The sequence below is a fragment of the Verrucomicrobiota bacterium genome (genome assembly GCA_021413925.1).
Taxonomy (GTDB): Bacteria; Verrucomicrobiota; Verrucomicrobiia; order Chthoniobacterales; family UBA6821; genus UBA6821.
Genome location: JAIOPL010000023.1, coordinates 36023 through 54272 on the forward strand (window position 1 = coordinate 36023; position 18250 = coordinate 54272).

At 55.5% G+C, this 18250-nt stretch carries 15 protein-coding genes; 9 read left to right on the forward strand and 6 right to left on the reverse strand.

Features of this window, described 5'->3' with window-relative positions:
- Window positions 1-16 precede the first annotated feature (16 nt).
- The 7 genes from K8R57_09270 (at window position 17) to tilS (ending at window position 8037) form a co-directional block, all read left to right on the forward strand.
- A complete protein-coding gene (locus K8R57_09270) occupies window positions 17-1135 on the forward strand; it encodes a beta-lactamase family protein (protein MCE9588488.1) in 1119 nt (372 codons plus the stop codon).
- Window positions 1136-1209: 74 nt separating this feature from the next.
- Entirely contained in the window at window positions 1210-2661 is a 1452-nt protein-coding gene (locus K8R57_09275; protein MCE9588489.1) for a hypothetical protein, read from the forward strand.
- Between the two features lie 100 nt (window positions 2662-2761).
- Window positions 2762-3145, forward strand: coding sequence for an iron-sulfur cluster assembly accessory protein (locus tag K8R57_09280; GenBank protein MCE9588490.1), 384 nt, complete (start codon window positions 2762-2764; stop codon window positions 3143-3145).
- A 105-nt stretch (window positions 3146-3250) separates the two neighbouring features.
- On the forward strand, window positions 3251-3793 hold the full coding sequence (locus tag K8R57_09285) for a DnaJ domain-containing protein (protein MCE9588491.1): 543 nt from the start codon (window positions 3251-3253) through the stop codon (window positions 3791-3793).
- A gap of 102 nt (window positions 3794-3895) precedes the next feature.
- Entirely contained in the window at window positions 3896-5650 is a 1755-nt protein-coding gene (locus K8R57_09290) for an Hsp70 family protein (GenBank protein ID MCE9588492.1), read from the forward strand.
- 65 nt (window positions 5651-5715) lie between these two features.
- The gene (gene serS / locus K8R57_09295) at window positions 5716-6981 is read left to right on the forward strand and encodes a serine--tRNA ligase (protein MCE9588493.1); all 1266 of its coding nucleotides are present in this window, start codon (window positions 5716-5718) and stop codon (window positions 6979-6981) included.
- A gap of 105 nt (window positions 6982-7086) precedes the next feature.
- The gene (tilS, locus tag K8R57_09300) at window positions 7087-8037 is read left to right on the forward strand and encodes a tRNA lysidine(34) synthetase TilS (GenBank protein MCE9588494.1); all 951 of its coding nucleotides are present in this window, start codon (window positions 7087-7089) and stop codon (window positions 8035-8037) included.
- A 90-nt stretch (window positions 8038-8127) separates the two neighbouring features.
- Here the strand turns inward: tilS and K8R57_09305 are convergent, their stop codons facing one another.
- The gene (locus K8R57_09305; GenBank protein MCE9588495.1) at window positions 8128-9144 is read right to left on the reverse strand and encodes a glycosyltransferase family 4 protein; all 1017 of its coding nucleotides are present in this window, start codon (window positions 9142-9144) and stop codon (window positions 8128-8130) included.
- Between the two features lie 106 nt (window positions 9145-9250).
- Here K8R57_09305 and K8R57_09310 point away from each other — a divergent pair, with 106 nt between their 5' ends.
- Window positions 9251-9655 (forward strand): GxxExxY protein, encoded by a 405-nt coding sequence (locus K8R57_09310; GenBank protein ID MCE9588496.1) that lies wholly within the window; start codon window positions 9251-9253, stop codon window positions 9653-9655.
- A gap of 11 nt (window positions 9656-9666) precedes the next feature.
- Here the strand turns inward: K8R57_09310 and proS are convergent, their stop codons facing one another.
- Genes proS through K8R57_09325 form a run of 3 tightly spaced genes read right to left on the reverse strand, consistent with a single transcriptional unit; the run spans window position 9667 to window position 13341 of the window.
- Window positions 9667-11199, reverse strand: a complete 1533-nt coding sequence (gene proS, locus K8R57_09315) for a proline--tRNA ligase (protein ID MCE9588497.1) — start codon at window positions 11197-11199, stop codon at window positions 9667-9669.
- A gap of 31 nt (window positions 11200-11230) precedes the next feature.
- A complete protein-coding gene (locus K8R57_09320) occupies window positions 11231-12346 on the reverse strand; it encodes a M20 family metallopeptidase (GenBank protein ID MCE9588498.1) in 1116 nt (371 codons plus the stop codon).
- Between the two features lie 2 nt (window positions 12347-12348).
- Window positions 12349-13341 (reverse strand): NAD-dependent epimerase/dehydratase family protein, encoded by a 993-nt coding sequence (locus tag K8R57_09325; GenBank protein ID MCE9588499.1) that lies wholly within the window; start codon window positions 13339-13341, stop codon window positions 12349-12351.
- A gap of 153 nt (window positions 13342-13494) precedes the next feature.
- On the opposite strand from K8R57_09325, the gene alr reads away from it, so the two are divergent.
- Entirely contained in the window at window positions 13495-14589 is a 1095-nt protein-coding gene (alr, locus tag K8R57_09330; GenBank protein ID MCE9588500.1) for an alanine racemase, read from the forward strand.
- 88 nt (window positions 14590-14677) lie between these two features.
- Here the strand turns inward: alr and K8R57_09335 are convergent, their stop codons facing one another.
- Window positions 14678-15493, reverse strand: a complete 816-nt coding sequence (locus tag K8R57_09335) for a PTS sugar transporter subunit IIA (protein MCE9588501.1) — start codon at window positions 15491-15493, stop codon at window positions 14678-14680.
- 20 nt (window positions 15494-15513) lie between these two features.
- A complete protein-coding gene (mgtA, locus tag K8R57_09340; GenBank protein MCE9588502.1) occupies window positions 15514-18216 on the reverse strand; it encodes a magnesium-translocating P-type ATPase in 2703 nt (900 codons plus the stop codon).
- Between the last annotated feature and the right edge of the window lie 34 nt (window positions 18217-18250).

Here is an 18250-nt window from a genome sequence, read left to right on the forward strand (position 1 = left end):
CAATCATGATCAGACCATGGAAAGGCTGCGCTTGGCCTTCCAGGAGATCATCGCCGAGACGTCCATAGGAGGTTGTTCACTAGCCCTCTATCAGGAGGGAAAGCAACTACTCTCCCTCCATGCGGGTGAGGCCTCTCCAGGCAGAGATTGGGAGGCTTCGACTCCCTGTCTGACCTGGTCAGCTAGCAAAGGGGTGGCGGCGGCCTGCACCCTTCACGCACTGCAACAACAAGGGATTTCTCTGGAAACTCCTGTCTCTGCGCTCTGGCCGGAATTTGGAACCCAAGGAAAGGAGAGCGTCACTCTGGCAAAGCTGCTTTCCCACCGTTCCGGTTTGGCAGCGATCGCGCCAAAGGGATTGGGCCTCCCCATCACGGATCATGAGACTGTCTCGGCGGCTCTTGCGGCCCAGCCTCCAAATTGGAACCTCAATGAAGATGATTCGAATGGAAAGTTTGCCATGCACGGCTATGGAGCCAGAACCTTCGGCTTCCTCCTCGATGAGATCATCAGGCGTATCACTGGCGAGACGCTCTCCTGTTATTGGAAACGAGTCTTCCAAGAACCCCTGGATCTCGACCTCTGGTTTGGCCTTCCGGAATCACACGTGGAATCAGCCGCAACGGTGATCGCCCCAAAAACACCGCCAGCTCCAGGCCCATTCTCCGAAGCCTTTGCCGATCCCGCTTCTCTCACTCGCCGCGCCCTCAGCGAACCGGGCAGCCTTCTCACTCCCTCCGTCATGAATACCGAGGCGATGAGAAGAGCCTCCATTCCATCGCTCGGCGCCATCGCTACGGCTGACTCCTTGGCCAGATTCTATGCCCTACTGGCGGGTGATGGTAATGGATTCTTTCAACCCGAAACGCTTGCCGCTATGCGAACCCCTCTGACAAAGGGTCCTGACCGCGTGCTGATCGACAAAACCTCCTTCTCAGCGGGATTCATGACAAACGACTATGGAGTTTACGGTTTAGGAAAAGGCTCCTTCGGTCACCCCGGTGCTGGAGGAGCCCTGGGCTTTGCCGATCCCGAGCTCGGTCTCGGTTTCGCCTTCATCCCCAGCGCCATGCATCCGGGAGCACTTCCCGGCCTCCGGACACAAAAGCTCGTCCGCGCCCTTTACGATTCCTGAAGTTCTGCGTTGGTTTCCCCTACCCTTTAACTCTTGAACGCTAAATCCCAAGGATCAACAATCACTCCTTTCTGTTGCTTGCTCTTTTAAAAAACAAAACCTACCTGCGCTATGCCCTCATTTCATGCGCCATTGCGGTAGGATCTAGTTGGACTAATTTCGGTCATCTTTGCGGCGACGAATATTCCCAAATCTTTGAATTTGCGGCTTGGAAACTCGGCCATGTTGACCACGCCGATCTACGACTTTGGGAGTTCGACAGTCAGATGCGACCATCCATCCAGATCTGGATGGTCGTTGCGGTTTACAAGCTGGCTGGTCTTTTCACGAACCAGGTCAATCCCTTTGCGATCAATTACATCATCTACCTTGCAAGTGGGATTCTTTCGATCGCCTCGATCCTGGTGTTCACGAATGCATTCATCCACAGGGTAAAAGAAGATTACCGAGATTATTTTGTCCTTCTAAGTCTCTTCACCTGGCTGGTTCTCTACTCCAACACCCATTTTAACTCGGAGAATATTTGCGGCCACCTACTCCTAATGGCTGTGGGTTTGTTTTACGGGAACCTTCAGAAAACCGGCCGCATTCTTCCAATTATAGCTGCCGGAATCCTCTTGGGACTCTCATTTTCGTGTCGCTTCCAAGTCGGCTTTGCGATCCTTGGTCTGATCACATGGTTTTTCATCAACTCGTGGAAAAGGAAAACATTCGTCCCTTGGATCCTCCTTTTCGCAAGTCTCCTTCTTTCTATCTCCATTTTTACCATCCTAGCGGATTATTTCTTTTACGGCCGTTTCGTCCTGAGTCCTTATAATTACTACTATCAGAATATTGCCACGGGCACGATGAACCGTGCTTCGGGAGTCTCGCCCTGGTTTGCATATCTTTTCATGGTGTCGATCTACCTGCCCTTCGGACCCCTCTATGTCTTGGCGACCATCCGTCAGACCATCAGGTTTCCCCTCGATATTCTGACCAGCATCATTGTCCCGTTCGTGCTCTTCCATTGCATGATTGGACATAAAGAAATCCGCTTCCTGCTCCCGATGCTGGGATTCATGCCGATCTTCATGATGGGAACCCTCGACGAACTGGTGAATCGCTTCCGTTATTTGCAGAAAAATTTGCCTTTGATCGTACGGGTCTTCTGGACAGTGAACATCATCGCCTGCTTCAGCATACTTATTCCGGCGGCCACGGAAATCGGTGCTTGGCGCTATCTTTACGATCATTATAGGAAGCCGACTCTCCTTTATTACCAGGGAAGCGATCACCAGAAGCTCCTTTATTACAGAAGACCCAACCTTCGCGTTATCGTTTGCAAAGAGGGCGATCCGACACCATGCCCCTCAGGCTTTAATGCCTTGCTTGCAATCGATGCGAGAAGCAAGAAGCCAAAACCCGACTTGCCTCAGGCATACACGTTTTTCCCATGCGGCCTAGATAAAATCCTCCCGGACACCATCAACCGCTCGATCGGTCACTTTGATATCTACGAACTCAAGAATATCGAGTCCCAGTAAGAGGACTCATACAATCGTTGCGATCGCGTACCGTGTATCCGATCAAGACTCCTTGGCTCAAACCCTTTACGGAATACATACTGGCGAATAAACTCCCAGTATGAGCGAAGCGTTGAGCCCACAAACTTCTCCAACCCCTTGGAAGATAGGGAATGAAAAGCTCTGCCGCGTGACCGACGCAGCATCCAACCGTCTCACTTCCCTGCTCACCAAGCAGGGGCGTACCAACGGAGCCCTCCGAGTTGCCGTGATTGGGGGCGGATGTTCAGGACTCCAGTACAAGATGGATCTCGTCGATGGTCCGGTGCCGCGCGATATCCTCGTCCCCTCCAAGGGAGTGAACATCGTCATCGATCCGAAGAGTGCCCTCTTTGTCAGCGGCTCAGAGCTCGACTACAGCGATGATCTCCAAAAAGGGGGGTTCAAGGTGACCAATCCCAACGCCGTCGCCCACTGCTCCTGCGGCGAAAGCTTTTCCGCTTAACTTTTGAATCACAGGGATGAAGGGGATGAAGAAGATAGTTAGAAGCAGATCATCTATTTTACCCAATCCCTTTTATCCCCTTCATCCCTGTGAGTTTTTCCTCCGATGGATCCCTTTGCACTTCTAGCTCTTCCTAAACGGCCACTTTTATCCGAAGAGGAGATCGGATCGGCCTATCGGAAACTGGCAGGAGAGTCCCATCCGGACCAGAGCGGTGGTGATGCAGTTCGCTTCCGTGAATTCAGTGAAGCAGCCGCAATCCTGCGGGACCCGGCGCGACGTCTCCGCCAGCTTTCCAGTTCTTCCGGTGGATCGCTGCTTCCACCAGAAGCAGCCCAACTTTTCCCTCAGATTGCAATGCTACTACAGCAGGCAGACAACCTGATTGAAAAACAAGCCGCAGTCTCCAATGCCCTGGCCAAGGCTCTATTGGCTGCTCCGCTGAAGAATCTGAGGACTGATCTCGAATCTACCCTAAATCAAATCCAGGAATGGAGGATCTCCCTGGACCAGGAGCTCGCTGAACTCGACATCCGATGGCCCGAGTATGATCCGAATGCCATTAGCCTCCTTGCTGACGCGTATGCCTATGCAAGCCGTTGGGAAAGCCAACTCAGAGAGAGAATGCTGTCTCTTGATTGTATTTGATTCACAAGGATGAAGGGGATGAAGGAGATATTATCCAATCGATCAGCTCTTTCTCATCATCCCTTTTATCCCATTCATCCCTGTGATTAGAATTACCTCCAAATGATTGCCGGCATCGACCTCGGAACCACCAATTCGCTTATCGGGGTCTATGAGAGTGGATTTCCCACTCTCTTAGCCGATTCGGAGGGAAAGCGGCTTATTCCTTCCGTCGTCTTTTATCCTGAGAACGGAGCACCGGTGGTCGGACGCGAAGGCCTCCGGATGCAAGCGCTCCATCCCGAGCGTACCGTGGCCTCGGTGAAACGACTTATCGGCCGCCGTTTCGGCGAGGATGAAACAAAGGAGCTTACTGGCCCCAAAGGCGCTCCGGTCACCATTCCGATCAATGGGAAAAATCTGACTCCCGAGCAGGTCTCCGCGGAAATCCTGAAGAGACTCAAGGCCGTTGCCGAAGAACGCCTCGGTAAAGCAGTTGATCGCGCGGTCATTACCGTTCCTGCATACTTCAACGACGCGCAACGGGCAGCCACCCGCAGGGCTGGGGAGCTTGCGGGTTTTGTTGTGGAACGCATCCTGAGCGAGCCCACGGCAGCAGCCTTAGCCTATGGCTTGGATCGCTTGCAGGAAAACTCCCGCGTGGCTGTCTACGATCTGGGTGGAGGCACCTTCGACCTCTCGATCCTGCGTCTCGACAACGGCGTCTTCCAAGTACTCTCAACCCACGGCGACACACGCCTGGGAGGTGATGATCTGGATGAGGCGATCGCCGGACTACTTCTCCGTGAGGCCGGCATGGAGACATTGACCCCGGAGATGAAAGTGCGCCTTAAGGAAGCAGCGCGCGCGGCCAAAGAACTCCTATCAGACGAAGAAGTAACGATTGTTCTCCTGCCTTTCATGGAGGGATCAAGGAGTCTTGAGATTCCACTCACTCGGGCGCAGGTCGAGTCAGTCTGTGGACCGATCATCGCCAGAACACGGGCTCATTGCCTGAGGGCATTGGAGGATGCCGGGTTGAAGTCCGAGGAGATCGATCAGGTAATCCTGGTTGGCGGCTCGACGCGAATGCCCCTCGTGCAGCGCCTTGCCGCTGAGTTCTTAGGTAAGCAGCCAAATCTCTCCCAGCATCCCGATGAGGCGGTCGCCCTCGGAGCAGTCCTGCAGGGAGCGATTCTGGAGGGAAGCCTGCAAAATGTAGCCTTGCTCGACGTCACCCCTCTTTCGCTCGGGATCGAAACTTTCGGCGGCCTCATGAATGTCATCATCCCGCGGAACACCACCATCCCGGCCAAGGCAGGAGAGATGTTCACCAATGCCGTGGCCGGCCAGAGCGGCATGAAGATAATTGTCCTTCAGGGAGAACGGGAACTTGCCACGGACAACTGGACGCTCGGTTCTTTCGAGATCCCCTTTCCTCCCTCACCGAAAGGAGCAGCCCGAGTCGGAGTACAGTTCTCCATCGATGCCGATGGCATCCTTCAAGTGCTGGCCCGGGATACCGCTACGGGTTCGGAAAAGATCGTTGAGATCCAGAGCGCCGTGGAAGTTTCCGATGAGGCGGTCGAGGCGATGCTAGCCGGATCGCTGGAGCATGCCTTCGAGGACATGGACGCAAGGATCTTCACCGAGGCAAGACTCAAGGCGGAGGAGATGCTCCCGGCGGTGGAGGCGGCCTTGGCACAGCTCGGATCCGAAATTCCCGAATCGGAGTTTCTGGAGATCCGGGAAAAGTCATCTGAAGTACAGGCTGCTTTGGAATCCAAGGAAACCTCGCGACTCAAACAGGCCCTCGCAGTACTCGATAACGCTACCCAGACCTTGGCAACCAAGCTTCTCGAGAAAGCCATGGGATAGCTTTCTATCTCCTGACCAGCACCTTTCCTCTTTTCACTTTTCACTTTTCACTTTTCACTTTCCCCATGCTCGATATTCGACTCCTCAGGGAAGATGCACCAGGCGTAAAGGCCCGTCTTGCGACACGTGCCGGCAATTATTCCGATCTGATCGACCAGATCCTTGCCTGCGATGCCCGCCGCCGCGAGAGCGAGACCCGCGTCCAGCACCTGCGGGCTGAAAAAAACCGTCTCAGCAAGGAGATAGGCGGTCTGAAAAAATCCGATGCCGATTCTTCCGGTCTCGAGGCTCAGGTGAAGGGATTCTCCGACGAGATGGAGGAACTCGGCCGCACCGCCGCGGAACTGGACGCGGAACAGCGGAATCTTCTCCTTCAGATACCCAACCTTCCCGCTCCCGGGCTCCCTGAGGGGCGGGAGGCTGCCGATAACGTGGCCATCCGTCACTGGGGCGAACCCGCTCCATCCAATCCCGAGGATCATGTGGCAATCGGCGAACGACTGGGACTCTTTGACCTAGAGCGCGCCGCCAAGATCAGTGGCAGCGGTTACGTCCTCTTCACGGGCGCCGGCGCCCGACTCGAACGCTCCCTCATCAATTTCCTGCTCGACCTCCAGACCCGATCCCACGGCTACACCGAGATAGCTCCTCCCGTCCTGGTACGTCGTGAGTGCATGGAAGGAACAGGCCAGCTTCCCAAGTTCGAGGATGACATGTATGGCTTCGATGACGGCGCATCCTTCCTGACTCCGACCGCCGAGGTTTCCCTGACGAATATCCATCGGGACGAAATTCTCCAGGAATCAGAGCTCCCTCTCAAATACACCGCCTGCACTCCCTGTTTCCGCCGAGAAGCGGGATCCGCGGGACGTGAAACGCGCGGCATGATCCGGATGCATCAGTTCGATAAGGTTGAACTGGTCAAGATCTGCAAACCCGAGCAATCCGAGGCGGAACTCGAGTCCCTCACTGCCGATGCGGAAAAAGTCCTGCAACTCCTCCAACTTCCTTACCGCGTTCTGGAGCTCTGCACCGGTGATATCGGCTTTTCCTCCTCCCGTACCTACGATCTGGAAGTCTGGGCTCCGGGTCAGGGAGGTTACCTTGAGGTCTCGAGCTGCTCCCAGTTCGGCGACTATCAGGCGCGTCGGATGAATCTTCGCTACAAGAATAACGAAGGGAAGAACGTCTTCTGCCACACGCTCAACGGGTCCGGCACAGCGCTGCCCCGCCTCTACGTCGCGCTACTTGAAACGCACACGAAGCCCGGAGGCCCTCTGATCCTACCCGAGCCCCTTCAGCCCTATTTCGGTGCCGCGCAAATTGGCTGATTGCGGCCTCAGAAAACTAAGGCCTCAAAGGCTTTTAGCAGTTTAGGCTGAAGGCTATTAGGGACAGCAGAGAAATTGAAAAAGAACTCTTTCAGCTTGAATGGCATGTCGCCTCTGGCAACCAAGGTGAAGAGAGAGCTTGTTACGGTTCCAAAAAGGAAACTTATTGTAGCGGTCTCGGGTGGAGCTGATTCGGTGGCGTTACTCCATCTTCTGATCGAGGCTGGATATAAGAATCTGGTCGTCGCCCATTTCAACCATCGGCTCAGGGGAAAAGCTTCGGCGGCTGATGCAATCTTTGTGCAGAAGCTGGCAAATCAACTGAATCTGCCATATGAGGTTGGTAGCGATGATGTCCGGAAACTGGCCTCGGATCGTAAATCTTCGCTCGAAACGACAGCTCGTGTAGCCCGCTATGAGTTCCTGGCATCCGTGGCCAGGAAACACCGGACGCGCAGTTTATTTCTGGCTCATCATGCCGATGATCAGGTCGAGACCTGTTTCTTCAATTTTCTGAGAGGCTCCGGGATCGCGGGCCTGTCGGGAATGAAGCCTTTATCTGTGCGCAGCGTTGGCGGAATTAAAATCGAATTCCATCGCCCTCTCCTAAGTATTACCAAGAACGAGCTGCTGGATTATCTAAAAGTGCGCAAAATCCGTTTCCGTGAAGATGCGACCAATGCGATTGCTGATGCGTCCAGGAACAAACTCCGTCTTAAGGCTCTTCCCCTGATCGAGGAACTTTTTGGTTCCGCTTTCAAGGCAACTATTGTGCGTAACGCTCGGATTTTTTCGGATGAGGAAGAGCTTCTCTCCTCGATCTCACTACCGATTGCCAAGAACGAGACTCTCTCAGTCAAGCTGATGAGGGATCTTAATTCGGCACTCCGACGTAGAGTCCTTCATGCATGGCTTAAGAACCGAGGTGTCACCGAGCCAGGCTTTGCCGAGGTGGAACGCGTCGCATCACTTCTGGAACCGGGGGCTGCCGCAAAAGTGAATCTCCCAGCGGACCGTCATGCCCGCCGCCGTGGCGGGATTCTCTTTATCGAATAATAAAACTCACAGAGATAAAGGGGATAAAAGGGATTGGATGCCTAGGGGATTCTGTATTTTTTGATTCTTTCGATATCACCTTCATCTCCTTCATCCCTGTGAACTTATCAATTCACAAAGAAAGGCGGCAAGCTGAGTACCCACCTTTTCGTGTGTGAAACGCTCTTGGACAGTTTTCCGGCCGAATTCCCCTGTTTTCTTTCGTAGGGCGGAGTCTGAAAGAAGTTGAGCTAATGCGGAGGCCCAGCCGCCTGGCTTCACCACGAGCCCAGAGCCGGTCGCTTCTATCCACTCGCGGTTCACACCGACATCGCTCGCCACCACAGGAAGTCCGCATGCCATGTATTGGAGCGCTTTGTAGGCGCATTTGCCACGCGTGAATCCGTCATCCGCCAGAGGCATGATGCCGAGATCAGCCGAGGCAATGGCGTCGTATTCGGACTTTTCGCTCCACTCGATAAATTCCCAAGAAGTAAACTGACGAAATAACGGAGGGCGGTTGCTGACGATCCGAAGCAGGAAAGGATGCACCGCATGAGCTGCCAGAAGTTCAGTCTCCATCGCCTCGACTTGGGCAACGTTCGCCCCCATGCCAACCCAGACCACCACAGGAGTGTTTCCCGTTTCCCGATGATCCCTGGAGGGAAACTCGGGAACGCTTGTCGGAATCAATTGCGTCTCAAGCTTCGGTGCGCTGCTTTTGATTTTCTGCTCCAAATAGGGGCTTCCGCAGATGGCCCCATCCAGGAAGTGCATCAAGAACCCGAAGCGCCTTGCCTGCTTGCCGCTTCGGTAGGGAACATGGTTTTTCTTTCCCATCCAGACCGCATCATCGAGATCAAAGAGCAGTCGCTTTGCTGCCCGTCTGAGTCTCAGCACGTTCCACTGACTCATCAGAACCTTCTGCCAGAGCACGGCATCCACGGTGCGGGCTTTTCTCAGAAGTTCTCCCCACGATTCCCTCCGTTTGGGCTGAAGCATTACTTCAACTGTGATTCCGGCGGCTTTGAGAGCATCCAGATGTTGAAAGATCCTCAGCCTGCTACTCGGACTGATCGCCGGATCCTCCACCACGCAGAGTAAGGAGAGAGTTTTGGAGGGATTCATCAAAGGATAAGATTCACAGGGATGAAGGTGATGAAAGGGATACTGAACCTATGACGTTTTCAAATAAAGCTTTTGAAACAAGTACTCAGGTGTGCGAGTGAGGCACATGGAACATTCATTCATCACAGAATCTGTTCTAGAATGCAGCTTTGAGGTTTCGAATGAATTGGGAATTGGCTTCCTCGAAAGCGTTTACGAGAACGCTTTATCTGTTGCCCTCAAGCCGCGTGGACTAAGAGTTACCCAACAGGCCCCACTTTCCGTTTCCTTCCGTGGGGAAAATGTCGGCCGATTCCAGATTGATCTGCTCGTGGAAAATCAGGTCATCGTTGAACTGAAATCTTCCAAGGCTCTAGTGCCTGAACATCAAATGCAGGTATTGAATTATCTCAGGGCATCGGGATTACCCGTTGCTCTCCTGATTAATTTTGGAACCCTCAGATTGGAATACAGACGCTTTGAAAATCGCTTTCTTAAAATCCCATCCCTTTCATCTCCTTTATCCCTGTGAGATTTCAGTCGTCAGTAGGCCTTGCCAAAGATGACCCTGCGACCGCTTGGCTCTCCAGTAAAGGGACAGATGCCCGGTTCATTGGTGAACTCATCCCCATTGGCTTCAGGGATGCAGCGGATCGTTACCTTCAGCTCTTCCTTGATCTTAGCCTCCACTTCGGCGCTGCCATTCCAATGGGTCAGGGCGAATCCACCGTGGATCTCGGGCTTCTCCTGATTCTTCGGGGTGAAGAACGCATAGAACTCCTCCTTGGTGTCGATCTTCTTGGTGTGCTCCTTGCGGAAAGCCATTGCCCGATCCAGAAGCCCCTGTTGGATCTCTCCAAGAATCTCCGGCAGGCGTGCGGCAAGCGTATCGGAGGGAAGGAATTCCTTCTCCTTGGGTCCCTTGTCCCGTCGGGCGACAGCGGCACTACCAGACTCAAGATCGCGCGGGCCTATCTCGATGCGGAGAGGAACACCCTTCTTAATCCAATCCCAGGTCTTGGTGCCGCCACCGATGTCGCGGCTGTCGATCTCGATGCGGAGCGGCTCACCCGCATAGGTCGTGGAACGGAGTGTGGAGGCGATCTCTTCGGCCTTGGCGAGTACGGCGGCGCGGGTCTCCTCCTTAGGCGTGATCGGGATGATGATGATCTGGGTGCCAGCGATGCGGGGAGGCAGAACGGCACCGTCATCGTCGCCGTGAACCATGAGCAGCGTTCCGATCAGGCGAGTGCTGACGCCCCAGCTCGTTGTCCAGGCAAGCTCCTCGGTATTGTTACGTGAGAGAAACTTGATGCCTGAGGCCTTGGCAAAATTCTGGCCCAGGAAATGGGAGGTGCCTGCCTGGATCGCCTTGCGGTCCTGGACCATCGCCTCGATGCAGTAGGTGCGGACAGCACCGGGAAAGCGTTCACTCTCCGACTTCTCACCCCTAATCACGGGAATCGCCAGCCATTCTCGAGCGAAGGTATCGTAGACACCGAGCATCTTCTCCGTCTCCTCGATCGCTTCGACTTCGGTCTCATGAGCCGTGTGCCCTTCCTGCCAGAGGAACTCGGCAGTGCGGAGGAAAAGACGGGGACGCAGTTCCCATCGGACGACGTTCGCCCATTGATTCAGCAGGATGGGAAGATCGCGGTAGGACTTTACCCACTTGGCATATGTTGCGCCGATGATGGTCTCGGAAGTCGGGCGGACGACCAGCGGCTCGGTGAGCTCACCGGCGGGCACGAGTTTCCCGTCCTTGAGTTCGAGACGGTGGTGGGTGACCACTGCGCATTCCTTAGCGAATCCCTCGACATGCTCTGCCTCCTTCTGCAGGTGGCTCAGGGGAATGAAGAGCGGGAAGTAGGCGTTCTTGTGGCCTGTCGCCTTGAACATAGCGTCGAGCGCCCCCTGCATCCGCTCCCAGAGAGCGTAACCCCAAGGACGGATTACCATGCAGCCGCGTACCTCAGAATTCTCGGCCATCTCCGCACTCCGGACGACCTGTTGGTACCACTCGGGGAAATCCTCTTCGCGACGCGGGGAAATAGCGTTTTCAATGCCTTTGCTCATAAGTCGAGCAGGGTAGCCTTTTGGCTATCGGTTACGCAAGCGAGCGGAGGAAGCGCTCGAAAAAATTAGCCCCAGCTTCCAGATCAGCAATGGAGATGAATTCATCCGCTGTGTGTGCCTGCGCAATGGAGCCTGGTCCGAGCGCAACGGCGGGGATTCCCTTGGCAGCGAAGACTGCTGCATCACAGAACCAGGGGGCACCTGTTGGCGTTGCTCCTAGGGCAGAGAGTTTCAGGACGAGAGGATGCGCAGGATCGGTAAAGAGCGGCGTGGATCCCAGGTGATCGATCTGCACCCCATGAGCGATATTCTCGATGAGATTGATGATTTGGAGAGGATCGGTGCCGGGAATGATCCGGATGTCGAGAGTCGCCTCGCAATAATCAGGCACAATGTTCGTCTTGGATCCCCCTCGGATGGTTCCGACGCTCAGCGTGGAGCGTCCCAGGAGGGGATGCTCGGTTTTGGAAAGCTCAGGAATGACCAGTTCTCTGATTAGCTCGATCGCCGAGGTCATCTTGTAGATCGCATTCTCACCCAGCTCGGGTGTCGAGGCATGGACGGCCTTCCCATGAGCCGTGAGGGTCACCCAGAGAGATCCCTTATGGGCATGGACCGTCTTCAGGTCGGTCGGTTCCCCGGCGATCACGAAATCAAACTGTTCCTCACTCGCCAGGGCCTTCGCCCCATGCTGACCAGACTCCTCACCGACCAATCCTGCAAACCAGATCTCATGACTCAGTTTTGGAATTTCTGAGCGAACTCGGGATAGGGCAGAGAGCATGGCGGCCATCGGCCCCTTGGTGTCACTTGCTCCTCGCCCCCAGATCTTGCCGTCGCGGACTTCGCCGCTGAAGGGATCGATCGTCATCCCGACGACGCTAACGGTATCCATATGAGGCGCCAGCAAGAGACGTGGCTTGTTCTTACCGTCACTTGGATCACTCGGGAAATGCGCCACCACATTGGGACGACCCGGCAGAACCTCCCGCAGGCTGACCTCCGCACCGAGTTCTCGGAGTAGCTTCTCAAGGGAGACTGCGATCCTCGCCTCGCCCGGATCACTCACGCCGGGATCCCCCTCAGGATTCACGCTTTGGATCCTGATCAGCTCACCCAGCAATGTGACCGGATCGAGTGTCTCCATAATCAGGCACCCTTCTTATTGGCATCATCCTTGGCGTGGAGTTCGCGGTACCAGGCCACGAACTTGGGAATCCCCTCCCGGATCGGCGTGTGCGGCTCATAACCAAGCAGAGTGCGGGCCTTAGTGATATCGGCAGCAGTCAATGGCATGTCTCCCTTCTGCTCCGGCAGGCGCTCTATCATAGCCTTCTTACCGAGGGCCTTCTCAATGGAGGCGATGAGCTTCGCAAGGGTCGTCGTCTCGTTTTCCCCGAGATTGAAGATTTCGAAAAGCGGCCCCTCCCCGTCTACATAGGAAAGAGCTCCGAGCACCCCCTGGACGATGTCGTCGATGTAGGTGTAGTCGCGCCGAGTCGAGCCATCGCCGAACTGCTTGATCGGACGGCCATTCTCGATCGCATCGGTGAAGCTGTGGATCGCCAGATCAGGGCGCTGGCCCGGTCCGTAAACCGTGAAGAACCTGAGACAGGCAATCCTCATCCCGTGAAGGTTCACATAGTTGCCGCAGAGCTGTTCCCCGGCAATCTTGGTGGCCGCATAGGGCGACAGGGTTTGTAGTATCGGCAGATCCTCCCTGAAGGGCACGGTCTTTCCGAGACCGTAGACCGAAGAACTGGAGGCAAAGATGATCTTGTGGCAACCGGAGAGACGAGCCGCCTCCAGCACATGGAAGGTGCCGGTGATGTTCGTATCGATGTAGAGCTTCGGATCAGCAATCGAGGGCCGGACTCCCGCACGGGCCGCCAGATGGATTACGGCATCGGGCCGGACTTTTTCAAAGATGCCCCAGACCTTTTCCCAGTCCCGCAGATCGATCTCAGCAACTTCCACGGGAGAGCCGAAGGAGGTAAAAGAGGCGACATTGTCCCGCTTGATCGCTGGATCGTAGAAATCATTGAAATCATCGATGATCGTCACCTCATTTCCTTCCCCTACGAGGCTGCGGACCACATGGGATCCGATGAAGCCGGCCCCTCCTGTGACAATGATTTTCATGGAGTGAAGATAACCGACATGCCTCGCAGGGATAAAGGGGATAAAAGGGATGGGATCCAGGATTATTCAGTATTTTTTGATATCTCCTTAATCCCCTTTATCACTGTGAAACTCTGATTCCACTCCCCTCCATCCCTGTGACATACTCTTGAGATGTCCCTTCCAATGCGCACCTGGGTCGAGGTCGATCATGCGGCCCTCAAGCATAATCTCAAAGCCGTCCGGAAGATGGCCGGGAAAGCCGGGATCATGGCCGTTGTGAAGGCCAACGGCTACGGGCATGGCCTGAACGAAGTGGCCGCCACCTTCAGCTCCGGCATCGAGGTGTTTGCCGTAGCTTCACTCGGAGAGGCCATCCAGCTTCGCGACACGGAGAAGAAGAAGCCTATTCTGCTCCTGAGCGCCGCCCTCCCTATGGAGTATCCCGAGATCGGCCGTCACGGATTCATCCCCACCATCTCCTCTTTGGAAGAGGCAGTTCTCTATGCTGCTTCGGCCAAGAAGAGGGCTCTCATCCATTTCAAGATCGATACCGGCATGGGGCGCCTCGGAGCCCATCCCGAGCAGGCCTTTGCGATCCTGCGTGAGATTCGGAAACTGACGCTCTCACTACACAGCATCTCGACTCATCTCCCCTCGGCCGACAGTAATCAAAAACTTACCAAAAAACAGCTCAAGAAATTTGAAAGCCTCCTCTCTTATCTGCGCGAGTTTACCCCCAATGTGCCGGTTCATGTGCTGAATTCCGCAGGCAGCATGCTCTTCCCTGAGCATGCCCAGGATCTGGTGCGCGTCGGACTGGCTCTTTACGGAGTCTCTCCGGTGCCGAAGTTCCAGAAACTACTAAAGCCCGCATTGAGTTGGAAAGCCTCCGTCACCTACCTTCGCGATCTTCCAAAAGGTCATGGGATCAGCTACGGCAGCACCTACACGACGCCTAGGGCCATGAAGGTAGCTGTGCTACCGGTAGGCTATGCAGACGGCTATCCCAGACACCTCTCGGGCAAAAATGCCGCCGTCCTTATCAAAGGAAAGCACTGCCCCGTCCTCGGCCGAGTGACTATGGACCAAATCATGGTTGATGTCTCAGCCGTCAAAGGGATCAAGGTCGGTAACGAGGCCGTCCTAGTCGGTAAACAAGGGAACGAGGAAATCACCGCCACCGAAGTCGCTCAAAAAGCCGACACAATCCCTTGGCACATCTTCTGCGGAATTACGGGAAGGGTGGCCTATATTTACAGGGGTTAACCCTTCAGGTCTTCGCCTGAGGTCGCAGTAGTCTTGAAACTGCGACCTCAGACTAACTAGGCTATCCGCCAAGATCGCGAGTCTTCCGCTAAGAGTTCTTAGCGGAACCCCTGAAGGCGACGCACTCATGGAGCACCCGCTCCCCCGCAAAATGCTCACTCGACCTCAACACCACATTGATATCGCCGACGACGGCATGAGCCCCCTTGGCGAGTTCGTCTGCAAGGGTTGCTGAATTCTCGAGTGACTCGACCAATGTCTTGTCCTGGGAAAGCACCACCGGCTTGGAACCAGGAACGATAAGAATTGCCAGAGGACGGATCGAACGGGCGATCGGGTCGAGCGTCAGGATATCAGCCGTCTCCTCGGCTACAGCTGCGGCCTCTGCATGGCGCACCTCGAGCTGGATCATCCTGGCGCGGGCCTCCGGAGTCACCGACTCGATGGCATGCGTGATGGCATCGAGGAGTGCATGACGCACCTCGGAAAGCTCCTCAAGCTCCTGTAGCTTCTGCAAATCCTCGTTCTGATGGATCGCCTTGGCTAGCTGGGAGATTTCCTTGAGATAAGAATTCCTCTGGGCGTCGGGCACATAATACATGACCACGAGATGCACGCGGACATTATCGGAAGATCCGTAATCGATGCCCTGAGGGCTCCAGCCCACGGCGCAGAGCAACTCACCGTCGTGGTCGGAAGTGGCGTGGGGACAGGCCCATCCCCTACCGATGCCGGTGTTGTGCTGCTTCTCACGGGAAAAGGCCTTCTCAGTGATCCCCCCCTCGTCGGCGATCTCAGGAATGGCCTCGAGCAAGGTGCCGAGAAACTCCAGAGCATCGTTCTTGATGTTGTCGGGAAGTTCGACAAGACGGCCTTCCTGGAGTGCGTTTAGCAGTGCTTTCATGGGAATGGAGAGATGCAGTCTTAATCAATACCGAACTTTCTGGCAAACCATGCGTTCACCGTGTGGGTGAGCGTTACGTAGCAGAGAATCGTGGCGGCAATGAAGGCCCAGTAGATCGGCGGAAGCGGCACCATGTGAAGGTAGGTCGCCACGAACGGGATGTACGGGATGGACGAGCCGATCAACATGATGAGCACTGTGGTAAGGATGAGGGCCGGGCTAGCAATACTCTGGATGAAGGGAATCTTCCGCGTGCGGATGACATGGACGATCAGAGTCTGGGTGATGATCGACTCCACGAACCATCCGGTGTGGAAGAGCGAGGCTGCATAAGTGTCGTCGTTGGCGACCCCGGGCCCTCCGGAGAAGCGGTGAAGCAAGTCGGCGGGAGCTGCAAGATTGAGATTGCTGCACTTGAAGAACCAGAGCATCACGGCGAATGTCGTATAATCGAAGAGCGAACTGGTCGGCCCGACATACATCATGAACTTCTGGATGTTCCCGATGTTCCATTTCCTGGGCTTCTGAAGGAACTCGGCATCCACGTTGTCGTAGGGGATGCCGATCTGGGAGAAGTCATAGAGGAGGTTGTTCACCAGCACCTGGACGGGGAGCATCGGCAGGAAACTGAGGAAGTAGCTGCTGCCGACCATGCTTAACATGTTGCCGAAGTTGGAACTGGCCCCCATGCGGATGTACTTGATGATGTTCGCGAAGACCTTGCGACCTTCGAGGATGCCATCCTCGAGGACCATAAGGCTGCGCTCGAGCAGGATGATGTCAGCCGATTCCTTAGCGACATCGACAGCGCTGTCGACCGAGATGCCGACATCGGCGACGCGCATGGAGAGCGCGTCATTGATCCCGTCCCCCATGTAGCCGACGACATGTCCCTTCTTCTGAAGGGCGACGATGATGCTCTCCTTCTGGGCCGGCGAGAGGCGGGCGAAGACGCTGGTCTTCTCTGCGAGATCCCCTAGCTGGTCCTCGTCCATGCCGACGATCATGTCGCCGGTGATGATCTCCCCGGCGTCGAGATGGACATCCTTGCAGATCTTGCGGGTGACCAGGGCATTGTCCCCGGTGAGGATCTTGGTAACGACTCCGTGGCCTGCCAGTGAGGCGATGGCCTTCGAGGCGGACTCCTTCGGAGGATCCAAGAAGGCAATGTAACCGAGCAGGACCAGGTCGCTCTCGTCGGCGATCGAGAAGATCCCCTTGTCCTGGGGGAACTCGCGGTAGGCAATGCCGAGCACTCGGTAGCCGTCGCGGCTGAGTGACTCGAATTCCTCCAGCAGGTCGTTCTTTATCAGATCGATCATCATGTAGACCTCTTCGTCAACTTGATAGTGGGTGCAGGACTTGAAGATATCCTCCACGGCCCCTTTGCAGATAAGGACGTGGTCTCCCTCGTAATCGACCACCACGGACATGCGCTTGCGCTGGAAGTCAAAGGGGATCTCGTCGACCTTCTTGCAGCCGCGATCCACATCCAGGTCGGTGTGGGAGAGGACGGAGTTATCCAGCAGGTTACGCAGACCCGTCTGGTAGTAGCTGTTCATGTAGGCGTAGCGGAGGACGTCCTCGCTCTGGCGCCCCGTAACATCGACGTACTTCTCCAGGATGACACGGTCCTGGGTAAGTGTCCCCGTCTTGTCCGTACAGAGGATGTCGATCGCCCCGAAGTTCTGGATTGCGTGGAGCTTCTTCACGATCACCTTCTTCTTGGACATGGCGAGGGCACCCTTGGCGAGGTTCACCGCCACCATCATGGGCAGCATCTCGGGGGTCATGCCGAGCGACACGGCCAGACCGAACATCAGGGCCCCGGACCAATCATGCTTGGTAAGTCCGATGATCAGGAAAACCACGCTGACCATCACCAGCATGAAGCGGATCATGAGCCAGGTGAACCCAGCGATGCCTCGATCGAAGCTGGTCAGTACGGGAGCGCTGCCCAGCTTCTCGGAGATGGAACCGAAGTGGGTGCGGATGCCGGTATTCACCACCACAGCTTTGGCTGTTCCGCTGACCACGTTGCTGCCCTGGAAGACGGCATTCGTCATCTCAATGACCGCCTTGGATGGTTCGGACGGGGTCTCGGCATGCTTCTCGATCGGCATGGACTCACCGGTCAGCGAGGATTGACTGACAAAGAAGTCCTTGGCCGTGATCAACCGGAGATCCGAAGGGATGATGGATCCGGCCTGAAGAACCACGATGTCTCCCGGGACGATCTCCGACATGGAGATCTCCACTTCACGGCCGCTGCGGATGACATGGCAGTTGGTCTGGACCATGGCGTTGAGCGCCTCTACGGCCTTACCGGACTTGCTCTCCTGATAATAGGAGAGCCCGACCGAAATCACGACCATCAGCCCCACGATCGTGGCGGATGCCGGATCGCCAGTGGCCAGGGAAATGGAAGCGATCACCAGTAACTGGATCACCAGCGGATTTTTGCACCGGGTCAGGATCTCCATGATGAAGCCCATCTTCTTTTTATGACCCAGGTCGTTCGGCCCCCACTTGTCACGGAGAGTCTCGACCTCCGTCTCTGAAAGACCTTCCTCGCGGCTCTTCATGGCAAGGAGGGCGGCGTCATGTTGCAGACAGCAGACATCCAGCAGACGCTTCTCGTGATCGGTCACCGACTCGGAAGCTTCCTTCTTAGCCTTGGAGAGGCTAGCCGGAGTGATTTTTCCAAAGAGATTCTTAGTCATGGCAGCCAGCATCTTTGGCACCCCTAACTAGGAA